The 17,234-nt window shown below is 47.9% G+C and carries 16 protein-coding genes and 1 tRNA gene; 7 read left to right on the top strand and 10 right to left on the bottom strand.

Annotation, left to right across the window (positions count from 1 at the left end; translation table 11 throughout):
* Window positions 1-2 precede the first annotated feature (2 nt).
* The 5 genes from NG346_RS00085 to NG346_RS00065 all read right to left on the bottom strand — a co-directional run bounded on the left by NG346_RS00085 (window position 3) and on the right by NG346_RS00065 (window position 8,269).
* Window positions 3-3,332: a protein O-mannosyl-transferase family gene (locus NG346_RS00085; protein WP_262288040.1), complete on the bottom strand. Its 3,330-nt coding sequence runs from the start codon at window positions 3,330-3,332 to the stop codon at window positions 3-5.
* A gap of 790 nt (window positions 3,333-4,122) precedes the next feature.
* On the bottom strand, window positions 4,123-4,635 hold the full coding sequence (locus NG346_RS00080; protein WP_262278888.1) for a toxin-antitoxin system YwqK family antitoxin: 513 nt from the start codon (window positions 4,633-4,635) through the stop codon (window positions 4,123-4,125).
* 639 nt (window positions 4,636-5,274) lie between these two features.
* Window positions 5,275-6,393 (bottom strand): energy transducer TonB, encoded by a 1,119-nt coding sequence (locus NG346_RS00075; protein WP_262288039.1) that lies wholly within the window; start codon window positions 6,391-6,393, stop codon window positions 5,275-5,277.
* 59 nt (window positions 6,394-6,452) lie between these two features.
* Entirely contained in the window at window positions 6,453-7,607 is a 1,155-nt protein-coding gene (locus NG346_RS00070) for an AI-2E family transporter (RefSeq protein ID WP_262288038.1), read from the bottom strand.
* 47 nt (window positions 7,608-7,654) lie between these two features.
* Window positions 7,655-8,269: a thymidine kinase gene (locus NG346_RS00065; RefSeq protein ID WP_262288037.1), complete on the bottom strand. Its 615-nt coding sequence runs from the start codon at window positions 8,267-8,269 to the stop codon at window positions 7,655-7,657.
* Window positions 8,270-8,410: 141 nt separating this feature from the next.
* Here NG346_RS00065 and rsmI point away from each other — a divergent pair, with 141 nt between their 5' ends.
* The 6 genes from rsmI (at window position 8,411) to pyrH (ending at window position 12,431) form a co-directional block, all read left to right on the top strand.
* Window positions 8,411-9,100, top strand: coding sequence for a 16S rRNA (cytidine(1402)-2'-O)-methyltransferase (gene rsmI / locus NG346_RS00060; RefSeq protein WP_262288036.1), 690 nt, complete (start codon window positions 8,411-8,413; stop codon window positions 9,098-9,100).
* Window positions 9,097-9,978, top strand: a complete 882-nt coding sequence (locus NG346_RS00055; RefSeq protein ID WP_262288035.1) for a Cbp1 family collagen-binding glycoprotein adhesin — start codon at window positions 9,097-9,099, stop codon at window positions 9,976-9,978. The genes rsmI and NG346_RS00055 overlap by 4 nt, the downstream gene beginning before the upstream one ends.
* 20 nt (window positions 9,979-9,998) lie before the next feature.
* A complete protein-coding gene (locus NG346_RS00050) occupies window positions 9,999-10,430 on the top strand; it encodes a nucleoside deaminase (protein ID WP_396266664.1) in 432 nt (143 codons plus the stop codon).
* Between the two features lie 9 nt (window positions 10,431-10,439).
* Entirely contained in the window at window positions 10,440-10,823 is a 384-nt protein-coding gene (locus tag NG346_RS00045) for a YraN family protein (RefSeq protein WP_262278895.1), read from the top strand.
* Window positions 10,798-11,610, top strand: a complete 813-nt coding sequence (locus tag NG346_RS00040; RefSeq protein ID WP_262288033.1) for a biotin--[acetyl-CoA-carboxylase] ligase — start codon at window positions 10,798-10,800, stop codon at window positions 11,608-11,610. The genes NG346_RS00045 and NG346_RS00040 overlap by 26 nt, the downstream gene beginning before the upstream one ends.
* A gap of 113 nt (window positions 11,611-11,723) precedes the next feature.
* Entirely contained in the window at window positions 11,724-12,431 is a 708-nt protein-coding gene (pyrH, locus tag NG346_RS00035) for a UMP kinase (RefSeq protein WP_262288032.1), read from the top strand.
* Between the two features lie 150 nt (window positions 12,432-12,581).
* Here pyrH and NG346_RS00030 read toward each other — a convergent pair whose 3' ends face one another.
* Window positions 12,582-13,226 carry a response regulator transcription factor gene (locus NG346_RS00030; RefSeq protein WP_262278898.1) on the bottom strand — a complete coding sequence of 215 codons (645 nt, stop codon included), beginning with the start codon at window positions 13,224-13,226 and terminating at the stop codon, window positions 12,582-12,584.
* A gap of 318 nt (window positions 13,227-13,544) precedes the next feature.
* Here NG346_RS00030 and NG346_RS00025 point away from each other — a divergent pair, with 318 nt between their 5' ends.
* On the top strand, window positions 13,545-13,898 hold the full coding sequence (locus NG346_RS00025; RefSeq protein ID WP_262278899.1) for a hypothetical protein: 354 nt from the start codon (window positions 13,545-13,547) through the stop codon (window positions 13,896-13,898).
* Here the strand turns inward: NG346_RS00025 and NG346_RS00020 are convergent.
* The 4 genes from NG346_RS00020 to NG346_RS00005 form a co-directional block, all read right to left on the bottom strand.
* Window positions 13,899-13,971: transfer RNA gene (locus tag NG346_RS00020), tRNA-Met, on the bottom strand.
* 135 nt (window positions 13,972-14,106) lie between these two features.
* Window positions 14,107-15,465 carry a DUF6198 family protein gene (locus tag NG346_RS00015; protein WP_262278900.1) on the bottom strand — a complete coding sequence of 453 codons (1,359 nt, stop codon included), beginning with the start codon at window positions 15,463-15,465 and terminating at the stop codon, window positions 14,107-14,109.
* Window positions 15,466-16,205: 740 nt separating this feature from the next.
* Window positions 16,206-16,658 (bottom strand): type II toxin-antitoxin system VapC family toxin, encoded by a 453-nt coding sequence (locus NG346_RS00010; protein ID WP_262278901.1) that lies wholly within the window; start codon window positions 16,656-16,658, stop codon window positions 16,206-16,208.
* The gene (locus tag NG346_RS00005; RefSeq protein WP_154534054.1) at window positions 16,651-16,938 is read right to left on the bottom strand and encodes a hypothetical protein; all 288 of its coding nucleotides are present in this window, start codon (window positions 16,936-16,938) and stop codon (window positions 16,651-16,653) included. The genes NG346_RS00010 and NG346_RS00005 overlap by 8 nt, the downstream gene beginning before the upstream one ends.
* Window positions 16,939-17,234 lie beyond the last annotated feature (296 nt).

The following is a 17,234-nucleotide window of genomic DNA, read 5'->3' as shown; positions in this document are numbered from 1 at the left end:
GGTTACTGTCCTAATTGCTGACCGCCTTTGCCTACATACATGCGATAGTAGGCGTCGATTTGGCTGTTTTGCTTCTTGGCCAGAACAGGGTCAACCAGTTCGGTGATCTTAGTCATCTCTGTCATAATCGACAGCTGCATCAGGCAGTCACGCTGAGAGCCTTGGAACTGAATGCCTTCCTCACTCAGATAGTACTGCTCGTATTGGCTGGCATTCTTCCATACTTGGTTGATAACTTCCAACGCCTTCTTCTTCTGTCCCAACAGGGCGTAAGCATGGGCAATGTCATTGCCGCCGCTCATGTAGTTCATCGGAATGTTGTAGGTCGGGAGCTCTTTCTCAGCCTTCTGCAACACTTTCAGCGCCTTGGCCTTCTGTCCCTCGGCGATAAGGTGAAGGGCAAGCTGACCGAAGAGACGGCGATGAGTGTAACACATGCGCATGACGGTCTCGTCGATATACAGCCCAGGTTTGCTCAGACCACCATAGCGGTAGCGGAACATCAGGTTGTTGTAGACCTTCTGCGTGTCGTAGTTCTTAGCGCCCGAAGCGTTGGTGGTGAACGGCGAGATGCGGTTGGCAAGACCTTCCTGAATGAAGTTATCACCGAGATTCATATAGTTTTCCTGACCCACCGTCAAGGCGACATAGATAGGCCGCGTCCAGTTGCAGTGCGCAATTATCTCCAGCATCATCAAGTCGTTCTTGTAAAGAGCGTTCTTGCCTTTGAGCGAGATGACCATACGGTCGGGAATTGTGTCGCTGGCCATCATCATGCCACTGTGTTTAACAGCGTTCTTGTCGATGGTAACGTAGAGCGTATCGGTCGGTATGACATGCATGTCTGCGTCTTTAGAGCGTACCCAGTACTTCATCACGTTGGCCAGTTCGAATGGATTGTCACCGAACTGAGCCTTAGCGGCCATCGGATTCTTCTTGTAGAAGTCAAGAACCTGTGACTTCAGACTTGGGTTAACTTCGACATATTCGTTGGTTCCCGAACAGTAGTCGAGACGCGGCCAGGTGATAGGCACGGATGGAGAGCCATAAGCCGGACGCTTCATCTGGTCGATATACCAGTCGGTTTGCAGATAGCTGAGGTTGCAGACACGTGCATCAGTACGAACTCCCTCTGTCTCCTGGTTGTACCAGAGTGGGAAGGTGTCGTTGTCACCGTTGGTAAAGATGATCGGGTTGCCCTTGTCCTGGAGCGTCATCAGATAGTTGCGGCCGAAGTCACGGCAGGTGTAACGGCCTGAACGGTCGTGGTCATCCCACGTCTGGCTGACCATCTGAATCGGTACGAGCAAGCACACGAGGCTGAGGGCTCCGATAGCGATCGGGCTTTCGACCTTGAGATATTTCTTCATCAGGTCGACCAAGGCGGCCACGCCCATACCACACCAGATGGCGAAGGCATAGAACGAACCGGCGTAAGCATAGTCACGCTCACGTGGCTGTACCGGCGTCTGATTGAGGTAGACAACGATGGCAAGGCCTGTCATGAAGAACAGGAAGCAGACTACCCAGAACTGACGGATGCCGCGACGACCACGGAATGCCTGCCAGAAAAGTCCAATGAGACCCAACAGCAAGGGCAGGCAATAGAAGACGTTGTGACCTTTGTTCATCTTCAGATCGTCAGGCAGTTTGCTCTGATCACCTAGGCGGGCGTTGTCGAGGAAAGAGATACCCGTGATCCAGTTGCCGTGCTCAGGCTCGCCATTGCCCTGAATGTCGTTTTGGCGACCTGCAAAGTTCCACATGAAGTAGCGCCAGTACATGAAGTTGCACTGGTAGGACAGGAAGAACTTGATATTGTCGATCTGTGATGGCATCTTCACGGTCATCTGCTCACCGCAACGGTCATAGGGAACTTCAGTACCATCTACGCCACCCATCCAGCTCTCGTAGTCCTGGGCATGGTTGCTGTCCCACATACGGGGGAAGAGCATGTTCTGCGCATAGATATAGTTGTTGCGGTGAGAGACGATGAAGTAAGAGTCCTTCTCATCCTTGGAAGCCTTTTCCTTGCGGCTGTAGATAGGAGCGCCCTCGGTCATCTTAGGCTTGCACATGTCGCCATCCTGCTCCAAAGCGACCTGCGAAGTGTAAGCCTGGCCATAGAGTAGGGGATAGCTGCCATACTGATCACGGCTGAGATAAGAGCCCAACGTGAAGATATCCTCCGGAGAGTTCTGGTCCATCGGCGGGTTGGCAACCGAGCGGATGACGATGAGCGCATAGCTGGAATAGCCAATCATCAGCATCAGCATACACAGCAGCACGGTATTTTTCAGATGTGAACTGACGAGATATACCGGTTTCTTTTCCACAATCTTCTTGCGGTTGAACAGCCACCATACGATCGCGAGGATGACGATGCCGCAGACAACGGCGCGCCAGCCGTAGCCGATGAACGGAATACCGATCAGCGCGAAAGCCAAGAGGGTAGAGATGTTCTCCAATTTTTTGTTGCGTCCGACATAGCTTTCATAGATGGCCCAAAGCGTGGAAGCCACCAGCAAAGCAATGTAGATGACCAGTCCCGTGTTGAAAGGCAGGCCTAACACATTGACGAAAAGCAGCTCAAACCAGCCGCCCACAGTGACAATGCCTGGGATGACGCCATAGAGCACGGCGGCCACCAGCACAAAAGATACCAAGAGGGCAATCAGAGAACCCTTCAGCTCGATGTTGGGGAAGCGACGATAGCAGTAAACCAGCACGATGGCAGGCAGACACAGCAAGTTGAGCAGGTGCACACCGATGCTGAGTCCTGTCATATAGAAAATGAGTACCAGCCAACGGTCGGAATGGGGCTCGTCGGCATGGTCTTCCCATTTCAGTATCAGCCAAAACACGATGGCAGTGAACGCAGAAGAGTAGGCATAGACCTCACCTTCCACGGCAGAGAACCAGAAGGTGTCACTCCATGTGTAGATCAAGGCACCCACGACGCCACTGGCTTCTATGGCAATGGTCTTGCCCAAGGTCAGCGATGCCCAGTCCTTAACAATCAGTTTGCGTGTCAGGTGTGTGATCGTCCAGAACAGAAACAAGATTGTGGTGGCTGAGAGCAGGGCGCTCATCGTGTTCACCATGCGTGCTACCTGACTGGGATCACTGGCAAAATGACTGAAGAGATTGGCCGTGAGCATGAAGAACGGTGCCCCGGGCGGGTGACCGATTTCAAGTTTATAGCCTGTGGTAATAAACTCTGGACAGTCCCAAAAAGAGGCTGTCGGCTCGATGGTGGAGCAATAGGTAAAGGCCGCAATGGCAAACACAAGCCATCCCAGCACATTGTCCACTAATCTGTACTGCTTCATTATTTTATTAACCTATAATTGTGTTATTGCAATAAAAACTTTGCAAAGATAGCAAAAAGCAAGGAGAATAGACGATCTTTCAGAACTTTATTTAATATTTTTATCTTAAGAATGAGAGAAAACTAATTTCATGGTATCTGTCTCTGATGTTTTATGATGTTCTTACCAATGTTTTGATGAAGCAAAGCCAAGAGGCCTTGGGAACAAAGCCGTGTGATATTGGGAACGAGGTCGTGTGATATTAGGAACGAAGCTATGTTATATTGGGGACGAAGCTGTGTTATATTGGGAACGAAGCTACGTTATGTTGGGGACGAAGCTATGTTATGTTGGGGACGAAGCTATGTGTTCGAGGGCTCGAAGCTATGTTATCTATGTTGTAATGCTATAGCAAAAGATCCTTCGTTAAGCAGAGAATGATTGAAACCTACGTAGCGAAGTACCTTTTGTGAGATAGAAAAATCCAAGCAGATTTTCTTTTGACTTTACCTATATTACCATCGAATGATCATGTTTTTTCCTTTTTGAGGCTTAGAAAACAGTTTTGCGTATAATGGCTGTTATGATAAATAAGTATGATTTGCCCATGATCATCTTCCCAAACTCACGTTGGGGTGAAGATCTGTTCCCCATCTTTTATGGGTATAAAAAAGCCCTTCATTCTCACGAACAAAGGGCTCAATAAAAGAAATTAAAAAATAAATCGTATTATTATTGTAAGAGAGATTCTATTTATGAAAATAAGATGTATTTAGACTGACTTTAGTATCTTGAGAACTATGGTCTTCTATTACTGGAGCAACTCTTGGATCTCGCTCAGTGGGCGTTTCTCCTGAGTGCCGTCAGGCATGGTAACCATGAAGTAGTTGTACTTCGACTTACCGTTGTTGTATTCTACCACAGCGACACCACCGTTGCGGAGCTGCAATGTGAAGTAGCCTTGACGCTTGCCATTGACATAGTTGCCATGGAGCTTCTCCTTGCCGTTGACATAGTATGTAGTGACCTCGCCGTTGAGGACGGTGTTCTTGTCATTACCGAGATCGATGAAGCTGTATCCACCCTCGGCCTTGAGGTTCCCGTTCATATAGAAGTCCTGGAAGACATCTTCCTTGTTGAGTCCTTTACCATCCTGCTTGAGCAGACGATAGTAAGCAGCCTGACCACGATCCTGTACGTTCTGCTGATTTGCAGCGTAGTAGATAGTGTCTGCAACGACAGTTGCACTCTCGCTCACATGCTTACGAGCTGAAGCACTCAGAACTGCGAGAAGCATCATTGATAAGATCATCAACTTTTTCATATCGGTTTCCTTTCTTAGTTTTACTTTTTCTTTTTGACACTGCAAAGGTATGCATTTTATATTGAATCTCCAAATTCCTTTAACACAATTTTATCATTATTTTTAGCCCAAATTTTGATTATAATTTAAAAGAGACTTTTGTTTTTATTCTGAAAGAATTTCGAGTCAAAACAAGCAAAGTGTAAGTTTGGGTATCTGTCATGCAATATTTAGTTGGCTCAAACATGACATTATGTAAGTGTTCGCACACAATTTTCAGTTTACAGATAAGACTCTTGCACATTTAACTACAATATAAAAAGCCATATTTGTAAGTAACATTTACCACATAAGCAAATTGACATATATCAAGAATCAAAGCTTACGATTCGAAAGTTCAGATACAGAAAAACGTTGTTTTTTGATAGATTATGAGTCAAAAAACAATGTTTCAATTTCAATTTATCAAGGTGTCTATCTTCTGAGAGTACGTTCAGATCTAATAGAACAGGTATTCAATCAACCAACCCAAACATTGCTACGATGCAAGCTATAAGAGGAAATGGTATAAACTATACTATATATATAATGTGTATAGCCCATATATATAATAAGTATAGCCTATATATAATGTGTATATGTCAGTTATCCTTTGTCACTTTATTGAAATCTGAATCCCCGTATCAACCGTGTGGGGACGGGTCTGCCAGCTTTCAGGGCTGGTTGCAAAGGAGGCATACCTCTCACAACGGACACGGCCCAACGGTCTGCGGAAGGTGAGACAGGGTTGACAACCGTCAAATCAGTCGGGCGGCCGTCACTGTCGACAACATAAGAAACGAGCACCGTGCCGGTACCTTGGTAGCTTGAGATGGTCTGAGCTGCCATATAGCGTTTGGCTAAATCATGGTCTTTTTCTGTCGGCAGTTGATCGGGATCATAGCAGAGCGTGTCTTTCACAAGGCTCAGTGGCAGAGAGGCATAAACAGTTTGATGGGCAATTGCCGGTTTCAGAAGGTTGCGGTATTGCTTGGTCAATACTGATTTGGCATAGTCATAGCGCATCTTCAACTCTGAAGTATAGCCGCCATTGTCAAAACCATATCTGACGCGCATACCTACAAGAGAGTCTTCCGGCCACACAGCCAACACCTCCACGGATTGCAAACGATTGTATTCATTGTCGTCGAGCACGCTTGTCAGCAATGTGACCAAAGGGCTTTCGGCCGAAGATTGCAGTTGATAGGTCTTCATCAAATCACCGAGTTGCAGGATCTTCTGGGTATGGAGATCATAGACGCAGATAAAATGGTCATCCGCAACTTGCTGTGAACTCAGTGACTGCGGCGCCACTTTACGATCAAGTTGATAGACGATATATTTGCCGGGACTATAGCTTTTGATCGTTGCCGAAGCGGTGACATAGCAGAAGTGACGGTCATCGGGCAGACTGTCGAGCTTTCCTGAGACCGGTGTGCCATAGCGCGCGAGGAAGTCGTGCACTGATTTGTCATAGTCCACGCCATCGGACATCAATACCGTAGAGGCAATCTGCTGCTGCAGGGCACCGACCTGTGTAGAGTCTATTACCACGGGCCACTCTATATCCAAGTCCACGACATTGAAGTCTGTACCTTGACGCATGAGCGTGTGACTCTTGTCATATCTGACGATATAGGCATAGCTGCGGGGCAAGTCAACCACCTGAGCATACAAAGAGATGCAGGGAAACAGCATCAAGAGACAAAGTCCGAAGCATAATAATATGGTCTTTTTCATGCGAAAAGCTTTCTATCATTTGTCCAAAATGTAGAGATATGCGTCTTGACGCACCTATCTCAATCTTCAAAAGAAGCCTCACTCCTCTGTTGTAGAGGCGTCTGGTCGCGTCGGCTGTTGGATATCGGTTTAGCCTTCAGCCTACCGACACTCTCCTCCTTGGTGACGTATTTCTTCCAATAGGTGATAAGCAGTGTCGTCAACGGCAAGGCAACGATCAATCCGATGAATCCCAGAATAGCACCCCACACAGAGAGCGAGAGCAGAAGAATGGCCGGGTTGAGTCCCATCGCCTTGCCCATGATGTGCGGCGTGACGATCATGTCAGTGATCACCTGTACCAAAGCAAAGAGACCTACCGCCAATCCGAAGACCACCCAAAAGTTCTGACCAGTGTCGGCAGCCTTGAGCATGGCCAGGAAAGCCGTCGGGATGAGGGCGAAAGTATGGAGATAAGGCACCAGGTCAAGTACTCCGATAAGAATGCCCAAGCCTATTGCCATGGGGAAATTCATGATCGTAAAACCAATGCAAAACATGATGCCCATGCAAAGAGCCACGAGGCCTTGACCGCGGATGTAGTTGTTCAACTCCCGTTCCACGTCTCCGGCAAGCTCATGCCAGAAAGGACGGTTCTTCACGGGGAAGATACGGATCCAGTTGTTGGTAAGGAACTCGTAGTCCATCAGAATGAAGAACATATATAATAAGGTGATCAGCGATGCCACGATGCTCATCACGATGCTCGCCGTCTGACTTACTACCGAGAACAGCTTTGGGGCTACATTCTTCAGGATATTGGTAAAGTCGGGGCTCTTAAAGAAGTGTTCTACCGTGTGCTGGTTATGGATGAGCCAGTTGGAAATCCATCCGCTGATGTTGTTGGTGTGTGCAGCTCCATGCACCCAATGGGTGAGGATGACATACAACCGCTGGAACTGTTCGATCATTGGCGGAATGATGAAATAGAGCATACCGCCGATGACGGCAAAGACCACGATCATGGTGATGATAATCGACAGGGCACGCACCCGCACATGAAGTTTGTTCTCCACAAACTTCACCATCGGATAGAGCAGATAGGCGAAGAGCCACGCGATGAAGAAAGGCAGCAGCACACTGCTCAGATAGTCCACTAACAGAAACACTACCAAGACAATGCTACCAACTCCTACCCAACGTATGAAACGATCAAATGTGATTTCCTTTGGCATAATACGATAATTGACTAATGAATTCATTGCGCACGGTTGCCCATGCGCTATTTTTCGAAGAGATTGCGGCTTTGTGCGTTACGCTTGTCGTCCAGGAGTGCTTTCTGGAAACAATCGCGGCACAAGGGTTCATACTCCTGCTTCTCACCGAGCATCACCTGTTCCTTGTCATTGACAAGCCTGTGGCTGGCATAAGCCAGCGATCCACACTTGACACAAATGGCGTGTACTTTGGTCACCTCGTCGGCCACCGCCATCAGCGAAGGCATAGGGCAGAAAGGGTTACCAAGGAAGTCCATGTCCAGTCCGGCAATGATGACGCGTACGCCCTGATTGGCGAGTTTATTGCACACAGTGACAAGATGGTTGTCAAAAAACTGTGCTTCGTCAATACCGACGACGTCACATCCTCCCGAGAGTTTCAGTATCTCATCGGACTGATGCACGGGTATGGACCGTAAAGCGGTATGGTCGTGACTCACCACATCGCGGGGCGAATAACGCACGTCCATCGTCGGCTTGAAGATCGCAACGTGCTGCTTGGCAAAGCGGGCACGGCGCAGACGGCGTATCAGCTCTTCTGTCTTACCGGAGAACATGCTGCCACAAACCACCTCGATGCGGCCGGGACGGCGGCTCTCCCCTATCAGATTCTCTGTCATCTATTCTTTTTCTTTTTATTTGCAAAGATAATAAGAAAAGACGAATAGACATCATTTGTATATCTACATTTCTGCTTACCAAAGAAAAAAGCAAATAAAATTTGGGCGTAGCGATTATTTTGCTTATATTTGCAAATGATTATGGGTACATTGTATATCATCCCCACTCCAGTGGGAAACATGGAAGACATCACACTGCGTGCCTTGAGGATTCTTAAAGAGGCTGATCTGGTGTTGGCTGAGGACACACGAACCTCAGGCAACCTCCTTCGCCACTATGAGATCAACAATCATCTCATGGCACACCACAAGTTCAATGAGCACGGGACAACGTCGGGCATCATCGAACGACTCAAGGCCGGACAGAACATCGCGCTCATCAGTGACGCAGGCACGCCGGGCATCAGCGACCCGGGATTCTTCCTTGCCCGTGAGGCAGCACGCAACGACATCGAGGTGATCACATTGCCCGGTGCCACAGCCTGCATCCCTGCCATTGTGTCGTCGGGGCTGCCCTGCGACCGTTTCTGCTTCGAGGGCTTCCTGCCACAAAAGAAAGGACGGCAGACGAGACTGGAGAGTTTGAAGGACGAGACACGTACCATGGTCTTCTATGAGTCGCCCTATAGATTGCTGAAGACGCTCAAGCAGTTTGCCGAGGTATTCGGCGCAGACAGGCAGGTCAGCGTGGCCAGGGAGATCTCTAAGATACATGAAGAACACGTCAGGGGCACTCTCGAAGAGGTTATCGCTCATTTCGAGGAAACAGAACCGCGAGGCGAGATCGTCATCGTGCTCGCAGGCAAAGACACTAAAAAGCATCAGGTATGACATTACGCTTGCTCCATACTTCTTTCTTGTGCGTGTTTCTCACATGCATAGCGCTTCTTGTAACTGGTTGCAAGGGAAAGAAGCAAGCACCCGTCATGCTCCAAAATATACAAGCCTCTGATTCCCTCAATAAGATCATCGCCCAACGCGACAACGAGATCAACGACATGATGGCGACACTGAACCAGATTGAGGATGGCTTCGAGGTCATCAACATAGCCGAGAACCGTGTCAATGTGGCTCAGACCGGCGAGGGAGATGCTACGGATAAAGCCAAGGAGATCGCCAAGAACATAAAGGTCATCACTGACAAGATGCAAGAGAACCGCGCTCTTATCAGCAAACTGCAAAAACAACTCAGGCAGAGCAGCTTCAAAAGTCAGGAGTTCAAACGCACCATCGAGGGGCTGATGAGACGCATGAGCGAGAAAGATCAGCAACTCCAAGAACTGAGAGCTGAGCTCGACGCCAAGGATATCCATATCTCGGAACTTGACGAGACCATTGACAATCTCAACAACAACATCACTGACCTGCAGAACGAGAGTGAGCAGAAAACACAGACTATCAACAGCCAGGACATGCAGCTCAACACGGCATGGTATGTCTTTGGAACAAAGAGTGAGCTGAAAGAGCAGAATATTCTTGTCGGTGGAAAGGTGCTGCAGGCGTCTTTCAACCACAACTACTTCATGAAGATCGACATCAGAGTGGAGAAGGACATCAAGCTCTACTCCAAATATGCCAAGATCCTCACCACACATCCGGCAAGCAGCTATACGCTTCAGCGTGACAACTTCAACCAATACGTCCTGCACATCACCAATCCACAGTTGTTCTGGAGTACGAGCAAGTATCTGGTGATACTGGTCAAATAGACATGATATCATAAAGAATGATGACCGACGAAGACTATATGCGACTGGCATTGAGCGAGGCTCAGGCAGCCTTCGACGAGGGAGAGATCCCCGTGGGCGCTGTCGTAGTGAACAAGGGGCGCGTCATTGCGCGGGCACACAACCAGACAGAGGCGCTCCACGACGTCACTGCTCATGCCGAAATGCTGGCTATCACCTCTGCTGCCAATCTCTTGGGAGGCAAATATCTGACCGACTGCACGCTCTATGTCACCGTGGAGCCGTGTACGATGTGCGCCGGTGCGCTCGGATGGGCGCAGGTGGCGCGTGTCGTCTATGGCGCTTCTGATCCCAAACGGGGCTATACCTGCTATGCGCCACACGCCTTGCACCCTAAGGCATCCACCACTTCCGGTGTACTCGAAAAGGAGTGCTCCACGCTGATGCAGGAATTCTTTCGTCAAAGAAGATAAACAGCGACCATGGCTACTCACAACGATGTCGGCAAGTGGGGCGAAGAATATGCCGCCCAATATCTCAAAGGCAAGGACTATCTCATCCTTGATCGCGATTGGAGACCGGGAAAAGGACTGGTCGATCTCGACATTGTATGTCTCACTCCAGACCGCCGGACTGTAGCCTTCGTGGAGGTGAAGACAAGAAGCAAAGAAGAAATCACCAACCCGGAAGATGCTGTCGATATCCGTAAAATGAGAAACCTTGGGCGAGCTGCCGACACGTATGTCAAAATCAGAGACATTGTGGAGGAACTGCGCTTCGACATCATAACCATCATCGGTGAGGAGAATGATCCTCATCCACAATTAGAACATATACAAGATGCTTTCAATCCGCTCCTTATTTAAAAATAAAAACAATAGCACGAATGTCTTCCGGATCACCCGTGTGGAAGAGACCGACAGCACCAATGCCTATATTCGTCGCATGCTCTCAACCCCTCAGCAGGGTGAGGCAACCCCTGCAGCCGACCAAGCCCGCTATTGGGTCGTCACCACAGAATTCCAGTCTTCCGGACGCGGACAAGGGACTAATACGTGGGAAAGCGAGAGAGGCAAGAACCTGCTCTTCTCGATTCTCTTCCACCCGGTTTGGATTCCTGTCACCAGCCAGTTCATTCTCTCTGAAGCCATCGCCTTGGCTATCCGTGATGCCTTGGCTGTCTACGACGATCATTTCACCATCAAGTGGCCCAACGACATCTATTGGAAAGACAAGAAGATCTGCGGCATTCTCATTGAAAATACGCTGAGCGGCGGACATATCAAGAACTGTGTCATCGGTCCGGGCATCGATGTCAACCAGTCTGCTTTTCATAGTGATGCGCCCAATCCCGTCTCACTCTGTCAAATCGTAGGCCACGAAGTGGACCGCGAGGCTCTCCTGCAGGATATTCTGAAGCGTTTCGATGCCAACATCCAGGCGACTGTCAATGGCGATTATGCCACAATAGTCGGCAACTACACGTCATGGCTCTACCGTCTTCACGGCTTCTATCCCTATCGCGATGCCGACGGTGACTTCGAGGCTGCCCTTGTGGAGGTGGAAGACGACGGTCATCTTGTGCTCCGCGACCGTGAGGACCACATTCGGCGTTACGCTTTCAAAGAGGTGGAATTCATTATCAACGCATGAGACGCTCATCATTCTGAATTCTGCTTCTCTTTTGAAGCAATTCAACACGCATCTTTTGATATTCAACCTTTTAGCAATCTGATATTCATCATACAACAATTAACATTCAAGATATGAGATTCAAACGTATTCTGCTCAAGCTCTCCGGTGAGAGTCTGATGGGCAAACAAGGTTATGGCATAGACCCAGAGCGACTGAGCGACTATGCTGCACAGATCAAGGAAATCCACGACATGGGCGTACAGATAGGTATCGTCATCGGTGGTGGCAACATCTTCCGCGGTCTCAGCGGCTCGCAGAAAGGCTTCGACCGCGTCAAGGGCGATCAGATGGGTATGTGTGCCACGGTCATCAACTCACTGGCTTTGAGTTCCGCCTTAGGCGCTATCGGTGTGAAAAACAAGGTGATGACAGCCATCCGCATGGAACCCATCGGTGAGTTCTACAACAAGTGGAAAGCCATCGAAGCCCTGGAGGCTGGTTACATCTGCATCTTCTCTGCCGGTACAGGCAATCCTTATTTCACCACCGACACGGGTTCTTCTCTCCGCGGCATTGAGATTGAGGCCGACGTGATGCTCAAGGGTACACGTGTCGACGGCGTCTACACCGCCGACCCCGAAAAGGATCCGACGGCCAAGAAGTTCAAGGACATCAGCTACAAAGAGGTGCTCGACCGTGGCCTGCGTGTCATGGATCTCACTGCTATCTGTATGTGCCAGGACAACCATCTGCCTATCTATGTCTTCAATATGGACGAGAAAGGCAACCTTAAAAAGGTTATGGACGGTGAGGAAATCGGCACGCTCGTACATCCATAATAAGACATAGACTCTCTCCCCGCAAGACATATATGAAATCCGCCACGGATAATACAAAAATGTATTGCGGAGAAAGAGAATTTTTCTTGGTTCCTGCCTTTCTTGTATTTCTTCGCAGAATCTTTTGGAAAATATGAGTGAGCGACAGAATCAAATATAATATTCCGCCGCATCGACGAGTCCTGCGCGAAGAGCATATTTCGTAGCCTCGTGAACATTGTTCACACCGAGCTTGCGGAAGATGTTTTTGCGATGAGTGTTGACGGTGTGGAAACTGGAGAAGCGCTTGGCTGCTATTTCCTTGGTGGTCATGCCAAGGGCAATGTCTTTGAGGATTTCCTGCTCTGTCTTGGTGAGGTTGACCATCTCGGGATGGCTATCTGAGGACTGCTCTTCAAGGAGCATCTCCATGGCATGTTGGCAGATAAAGCGCTTACCGTGCATCACAAAACGAAGGGCCTCACGAATCTCGGACAGCGGCGAGTCCTTCATTATGATACTGAACTGCTGTCCGTTGAGCATCACCATCTTCATGAATTCTACACTGAGTTCCTCACTGAAGAGCAGCCAGAGAGTCTTGGAAAAGCGCTGGCTGAGGATGAACATCTCGTTGGCATCATTGAAATCAAAAAGATTGTAGTCGAGGATGATAATCTCTGCGGGGCTCTCCTTCAGTCTTTCTATCAGTCCAGCTTTGTCTTCTACATAACGCGGACTATCCTGCCCCATTTCGTGAAGCAGATACATGAGTCCCATGCGTGTAATGCCTTGCGGGTCTGCCAATACCATTTCCATTGCTATTCTCTCCGTTATTTCATTTCTTACGCTACGCTTACTTTCTTGTGCAAATTTAGCAATAATAATTAAAAACGCAAAGAAAAACAAGTGATTTTTATTATTGTTCTCAACAGAGAATCACTTTGCTTTATGAGCCAAGCCTGTCTTACTCCCCCACTTCACTGTCATCTGTTTTGTAGTATCGGAAAGAGTGATTAACTTTGCCATCGTAATCGAAGATATTTTTTAATTTTTACACACATACATATCAAGGTATAATCGCCGCAATCAGAAATATAGGCGAAGGATGCAGAGGTAAAGGAAGCTATACTTGGAATGGATCTGAAAAATGGCGATGTGAGGTGCAAAGACAAGGCAAATGGAGTCAGGCTCATTGTTTCGATGAGCGACAAGCGGGCTGCGAAGGACGAGGCTATGAGAAAAAAAGGACTTCAGAGACTGGAGAAACGCTTTCAAAGTGGCAAACTGACAAAAGCGAACGTTAACAACCGTGGCTACAACAAGTACTTGAAGATGGATGGTGATGTGAGTGTGTCGATTGACATGGACAGTTTAACGCTGATGCCGCATGGGACGGAATCAAGGGATATGTCACGAACACGAAAGTCCGACCGGTTTAACGGAAAAGCCCGCAAATCCTTTGATTGGAAGGATCTACGGGCTATTTAGTTGCGGAGGCAGGACTCGAACGTGCGACCTCCAGGTTATGAGCCTGGCGAGCTACCAACTGCTCCACTCCGCGATGTAAGCTAACCGAGATAATGTTCATTTCTCAATTGCGACTGCAAAGGTACGAGGATTATCCGAAACTACCAAATGTTTCTGAGAAAAACTGCCAATAATTATCACTTATTAACAAACGAAGAGATACTTGTACTTATTCTTTCTGTCCCTCTTGCACGCAGTCAGCGATGATGTCGGCGCAACGGCTAATGCCGAGCTTACTGGTATTGAGCACAAGATCATAGTCGTGGGCGTCGGTCCACCGCCGTCCCGTATATTGGAAGTAGTGGTTGCTGCGTCCCTTGTTCACTTGTTCAATACGCTTTGTGGCAGCGGCGGCATCGAGATGGTCTTTGTCCATCACCCGCTTCACGGCATCGTCCTTGTCCGACGTCACGAAGACACGGAAGGCTTTGGCATCACCACGCAGCACCCAGTTGGCACAACGCCCGATGATCACGCAGGGCTTCTTCACAGCCAGCGTGCGGATCATGCGGCTCTCGCTCACGAAGATGGCATCGTCATGCGAGGGATTCATCGACATCGGGATACTCTTGTCGGTGAAGATGAGTTCCCATAACTTGGCATTGCTGATGTTCTGCTCATTCTCCCGCACAAACTCAGAGGAGTAGCCCAACCGCTCTGCCGTCTCGTCGATGATCGCATGGTCGTAGTAGTCCACGCCAAGCCGCTGGGCGAGCATCTTGCCCAGTGTCAAGCCACCACTGCCATACTCGCGCGCAATGGTGACGACAAACGGCACGGCGTCTTCCTCTGCCTCTTCTTCGTGTTTCTCCGCAGCTTCCTCCTGACGCTCATCAACCGGGATGAAGATGATGTCGAGCCAGGCAATGTGTGGAGCAAAGATGCGAACCATGAAACCGACATAGAACATGCTCACGAGGGTACCCACACCGACCATCTTCCAGTCCCAATGCCCAAAAAAATGAAACATCAATACCACGGCAATGGCCACGAGCCCTGTGTCGGAGCACATCTTCACCTTGCCGAAATCGCCATGCACAGCTTTGGAGATAGCCAGCGGCAGTCCCTCACCGGCAAGCATCAACGAGTCGCAGCGCACCTCGCAAGCTATACCGAAAGCCAGCAACGCGCCACCGATGAGCAACTCCACGAATTGCAGCGGATAGCCCACAGCATGAGGCAGCGACGCCGGCACTTGCATGAAGCCCGTGAGCCACATGGTCAGGTCGGTATAGAAGCCAAAGAGAAACGACACCAATATCTGGGAGAGTTGCCGCAACTCATAGTTACGGCGGAGCAACAAAATCTGTATGAGAATAAACAGCACGTGCATACAGATGACGATGACACCCATCGTCAGCGGTATGCCGGGGATGAGCGACAACACATAAGGTGGTGCCGAGATGGGGGACGACCCCAGATTAGCCCGTATCGACAGCGAAGTGCCAAAGGCGATAACAAACAGGATAAAGACGAAGCTCACATAGCGCCGCATCCACTCTCTCTTACTTCTTTTTACCTTTTCCATGTACCTAAAGTTGTTGGCGCGGCTGCTCTGCAGAAAGGAGACGGGGCGTCGGTTCTTACAAATATACTGCAAAATTAGCAAAAAAGAAGCAAATACACAAACAATGACACACATTTTATAACACATATAACATTTACAGCATCAATACAACGGGCATGTTGTTATCCATGTTCTTTGTTGAGTAAACTGACAATTTTCGGCCGATTTCTATGCGATTTTCTGAACCAACCACTATGCTGCTCTCAATTTTGCGAATTTTGAGACCCTTTCCATAAACAACTGATGCACAACACAATACAAATATAGAGTACTTGTTTCATTAAGAAAAACATAATTTTACATTATCAGAAAGCCTTTCTGATGCTGTCATCTCGGTGATTTCACAAGGTCAGAAAGGCGTTTTGACCTGGTCGTCTCTACCATCTCCCAGCCGGGCATCTACATTGTCAACGGCAAGAATTTGCAAACTTACGCAATTTATTTGGATTCTGCAACAAAGCAAGCGAATAAATACTGAGTATAAGGCCATAAGGAGGAAGGATGAAAGGAGCCAAGGCAAGCCTGTAAAACTCTTAACAAAACCTCGTCAACATTTCCAGTCATTCTATAGGGAAGCGTGAGGTGAAAATCAAGGAAAAGTCTATAGATGGCAGTCTGCCATTGATGGCCACTTCCAAACTATCGGAACCAGCGTATTGACCCAATAAATTACAAGGGACAAGAGGCGCTAACATGAAAGATTATGGATTTATTTCGGCAGAATCATTAGCTACTTCTTCTGCAAACGCATCTAAGAACTCTGATGGCATCATTACTCTTACCTCTCCATCTTGGGGGAAATCTTTCACATTCCTTGTAACAATAACGTTGCAACCAGCAGAACACGCGGAACAATATTGCAGATTATCTTCAAAGTCCTTGTCATCCATCATAAATGCCCTTGCGAGTTCTTCTTCATCCATTGGTGCTGTGTTCAGGAAGTCATGAAACAGTTTTAGCTTCTTCAAAGCTTCAGATTTTCCCAATTCCTTTCTTCCTATGTACAAAGCATTAACAAAAGAAAGAGCTGTAGCATACAATGCTATCGCCCCGCTATCAGCTAACTGAAAAATATTAGAGCTTTGCGCTAAGAACTTCTTACGTCCGAGCAGGACGTCTATCATAATATTAGTATCAATGAATACTTTATCCATTGCCATATTTTCTTTCAAGACTATCCATACGTGCTTTTCTACCATTTATATCATCTTCCGCCTCCTTACTTACATGTCCGGAGCCAATAAGACTCTGCACTCTTGGTGAAAGCTCATCAAAAGACTTAAGCTTAAATTTCTTTGAAGAGTGCTTGTCACGGTTAATGGTATTTATGATGATATTTTCAACGAATGATTCAAGACTTACGTTATGCATTTTCGCATAGCGCATCGCCTCTTGATATATACTGTCTCTTAAGTTCACTATACCTGTAGCCATTGTTTCTACCTCCTATCAATATATTAATTATTCTCTATTGCAAAGATAGATTATTATTTTGAAAGTAGCAAGTTTTTGGGTCTATTTTCTAAACATAGCCGTGCGTATTCTATTATTCTATCTTTCATTTGACGGCACTTGTAACAACCAACTTCTTTTCCTTTTCATTTCACGGTAAGCGTATCGGTATTCACGTATTGCCACAAAAAACTGATCAAGAGAGGAGGCTTGCCCAGTTTTGTTAGTCTTTTGTGGAAGGTTGCCAACGGTCTGGCAATAGGTTTCTATAATTCTCC

This window comes from Hallella absiana, from assembly GCF_025457485.1.
Lineage (GTDB): Bacteria > Bacteroidota > Bacteroidia > Bacteroidales > Bacteroidaceae > Prevotella > Prevotella absiana.
Note: the sequence above shows the minus strand (reverse complement) of the source record. Positions and strands in the feature narration are given on the sequence as shown.

Excerpts from the sequence above, each read along its gene's own strand:
- NG346_RS00040 (WP_262288033.1), top strand. The coding sequence starts at position 10,798 with ATGCTTTCAATCCGCTCCTTATTTAAAAATAAAAACAATAGCACGAAT.
- NG346_RS00045 (WP_262278895.1), top strand. The coding sequence starts at position 10,440 with ATGGCTACTCACAACGATGTCGGCAAGTGGGGCGAAGAATATGCCGCC.
- NG346_RS00065 (WP_262288037.1), bottom strand. The coding sequence starts at position 8,269 with ATGACAGAGAATCTGATAGGGGAGAGCCGCCGTCCCGGCCGCATCGAG.
- NG346_RS00085 (WP_262288040.1), bottom strand. The coding sequence starts at position 3,332 with ATGAAGCAGTACAGATTAGTGGACAATGTGCTGGGATGGCTTGTGTTT.
- NG346_RS00075 (WP_262288039.1), bottom strand. The coding sequence starts at position 6,393 with ATGAAAAAGACCATATTATTATGCTTCGGACTTTGTCTCTTGATGCTG.
- NG346_RS00010 (WP_262278901.1), bottom strand. The coding sequence starts at position 16,658 with ATGGATAAAGTATTCATTGATACTAATATTATGATAGACGTCCTGCTC.
- NG346_RS00015 (WP_262278900.1), bottom strand. The coding sequence starts at position 15,465 with ATGGAAAAGGTAAAAAGAAGTAAGAGAGAGTGGATGCGGCGCTATGTG.
- NG346_RS00080 (WP_262278888.1), bottom strand. The coding sequence starts at position 4,635 with ATGAAAAAGTTGATGATCTTATCAATGATGCTTCTCGCAGTTCTGAGT.
- NG346_RS00055 (WP_262288035.1), top strand. The coding sequence starts at position 9,097 with ATGACATTACGCTTGCTCCATACTTCTTTCTTGTGCGTGTTTCTCACA.
- NG346_RS00005 (WP_154534054.1), bottom strand. The coding sequence starts at position 16,938 with ATGGCTACAGGTATAGTGAACTTAAGAGACAGTATATATCAAGAGGCG.
- pyrH (WP_262288032.1), top strand. The coding sequence starts at position 11,724 with ATGAGATTCAAACGTATTCTGCTCAAGCTCTCCGGTGAGAGTCTGATG.
- rsmI (WP_262288036.1), top strand. The coding sequence starts at position 8,411 with ATGGGTACATTGTATATCATCCCCACTCCAGTGGGAAACATGGAAGAC.
- NG346_RS00050 (WP_396266664.1), top strand. The coding sequence starts at position 9,999 with ATGACCGACGAAGACTATATGCGACTGGCATTGAGCGAGGCTCAGGCA.
- NG346_RS00025 (WP_262278899.1), top strand. The coding sequence starts at position 13,545 with ATGGATCTGAAAAATGGCGATGTGAGGTGCAAAGACAAGGCAAATGGA.
- NG346_RS00070 (WP_262288038.1), bottom strand. The coding sequence starts at position 7,607 with ATGCCAAAGGAAATCACATTTGATCGTTTCATACGTTGGGTAGGAGTT.
- NG346_RS00030 (WP_262278898.1), bottom strand. The coding sequence starts at position 13,226 with ATGGAAATGGTATTGGCAGACCCGCAAGGCATTACACGCATGGGACTC.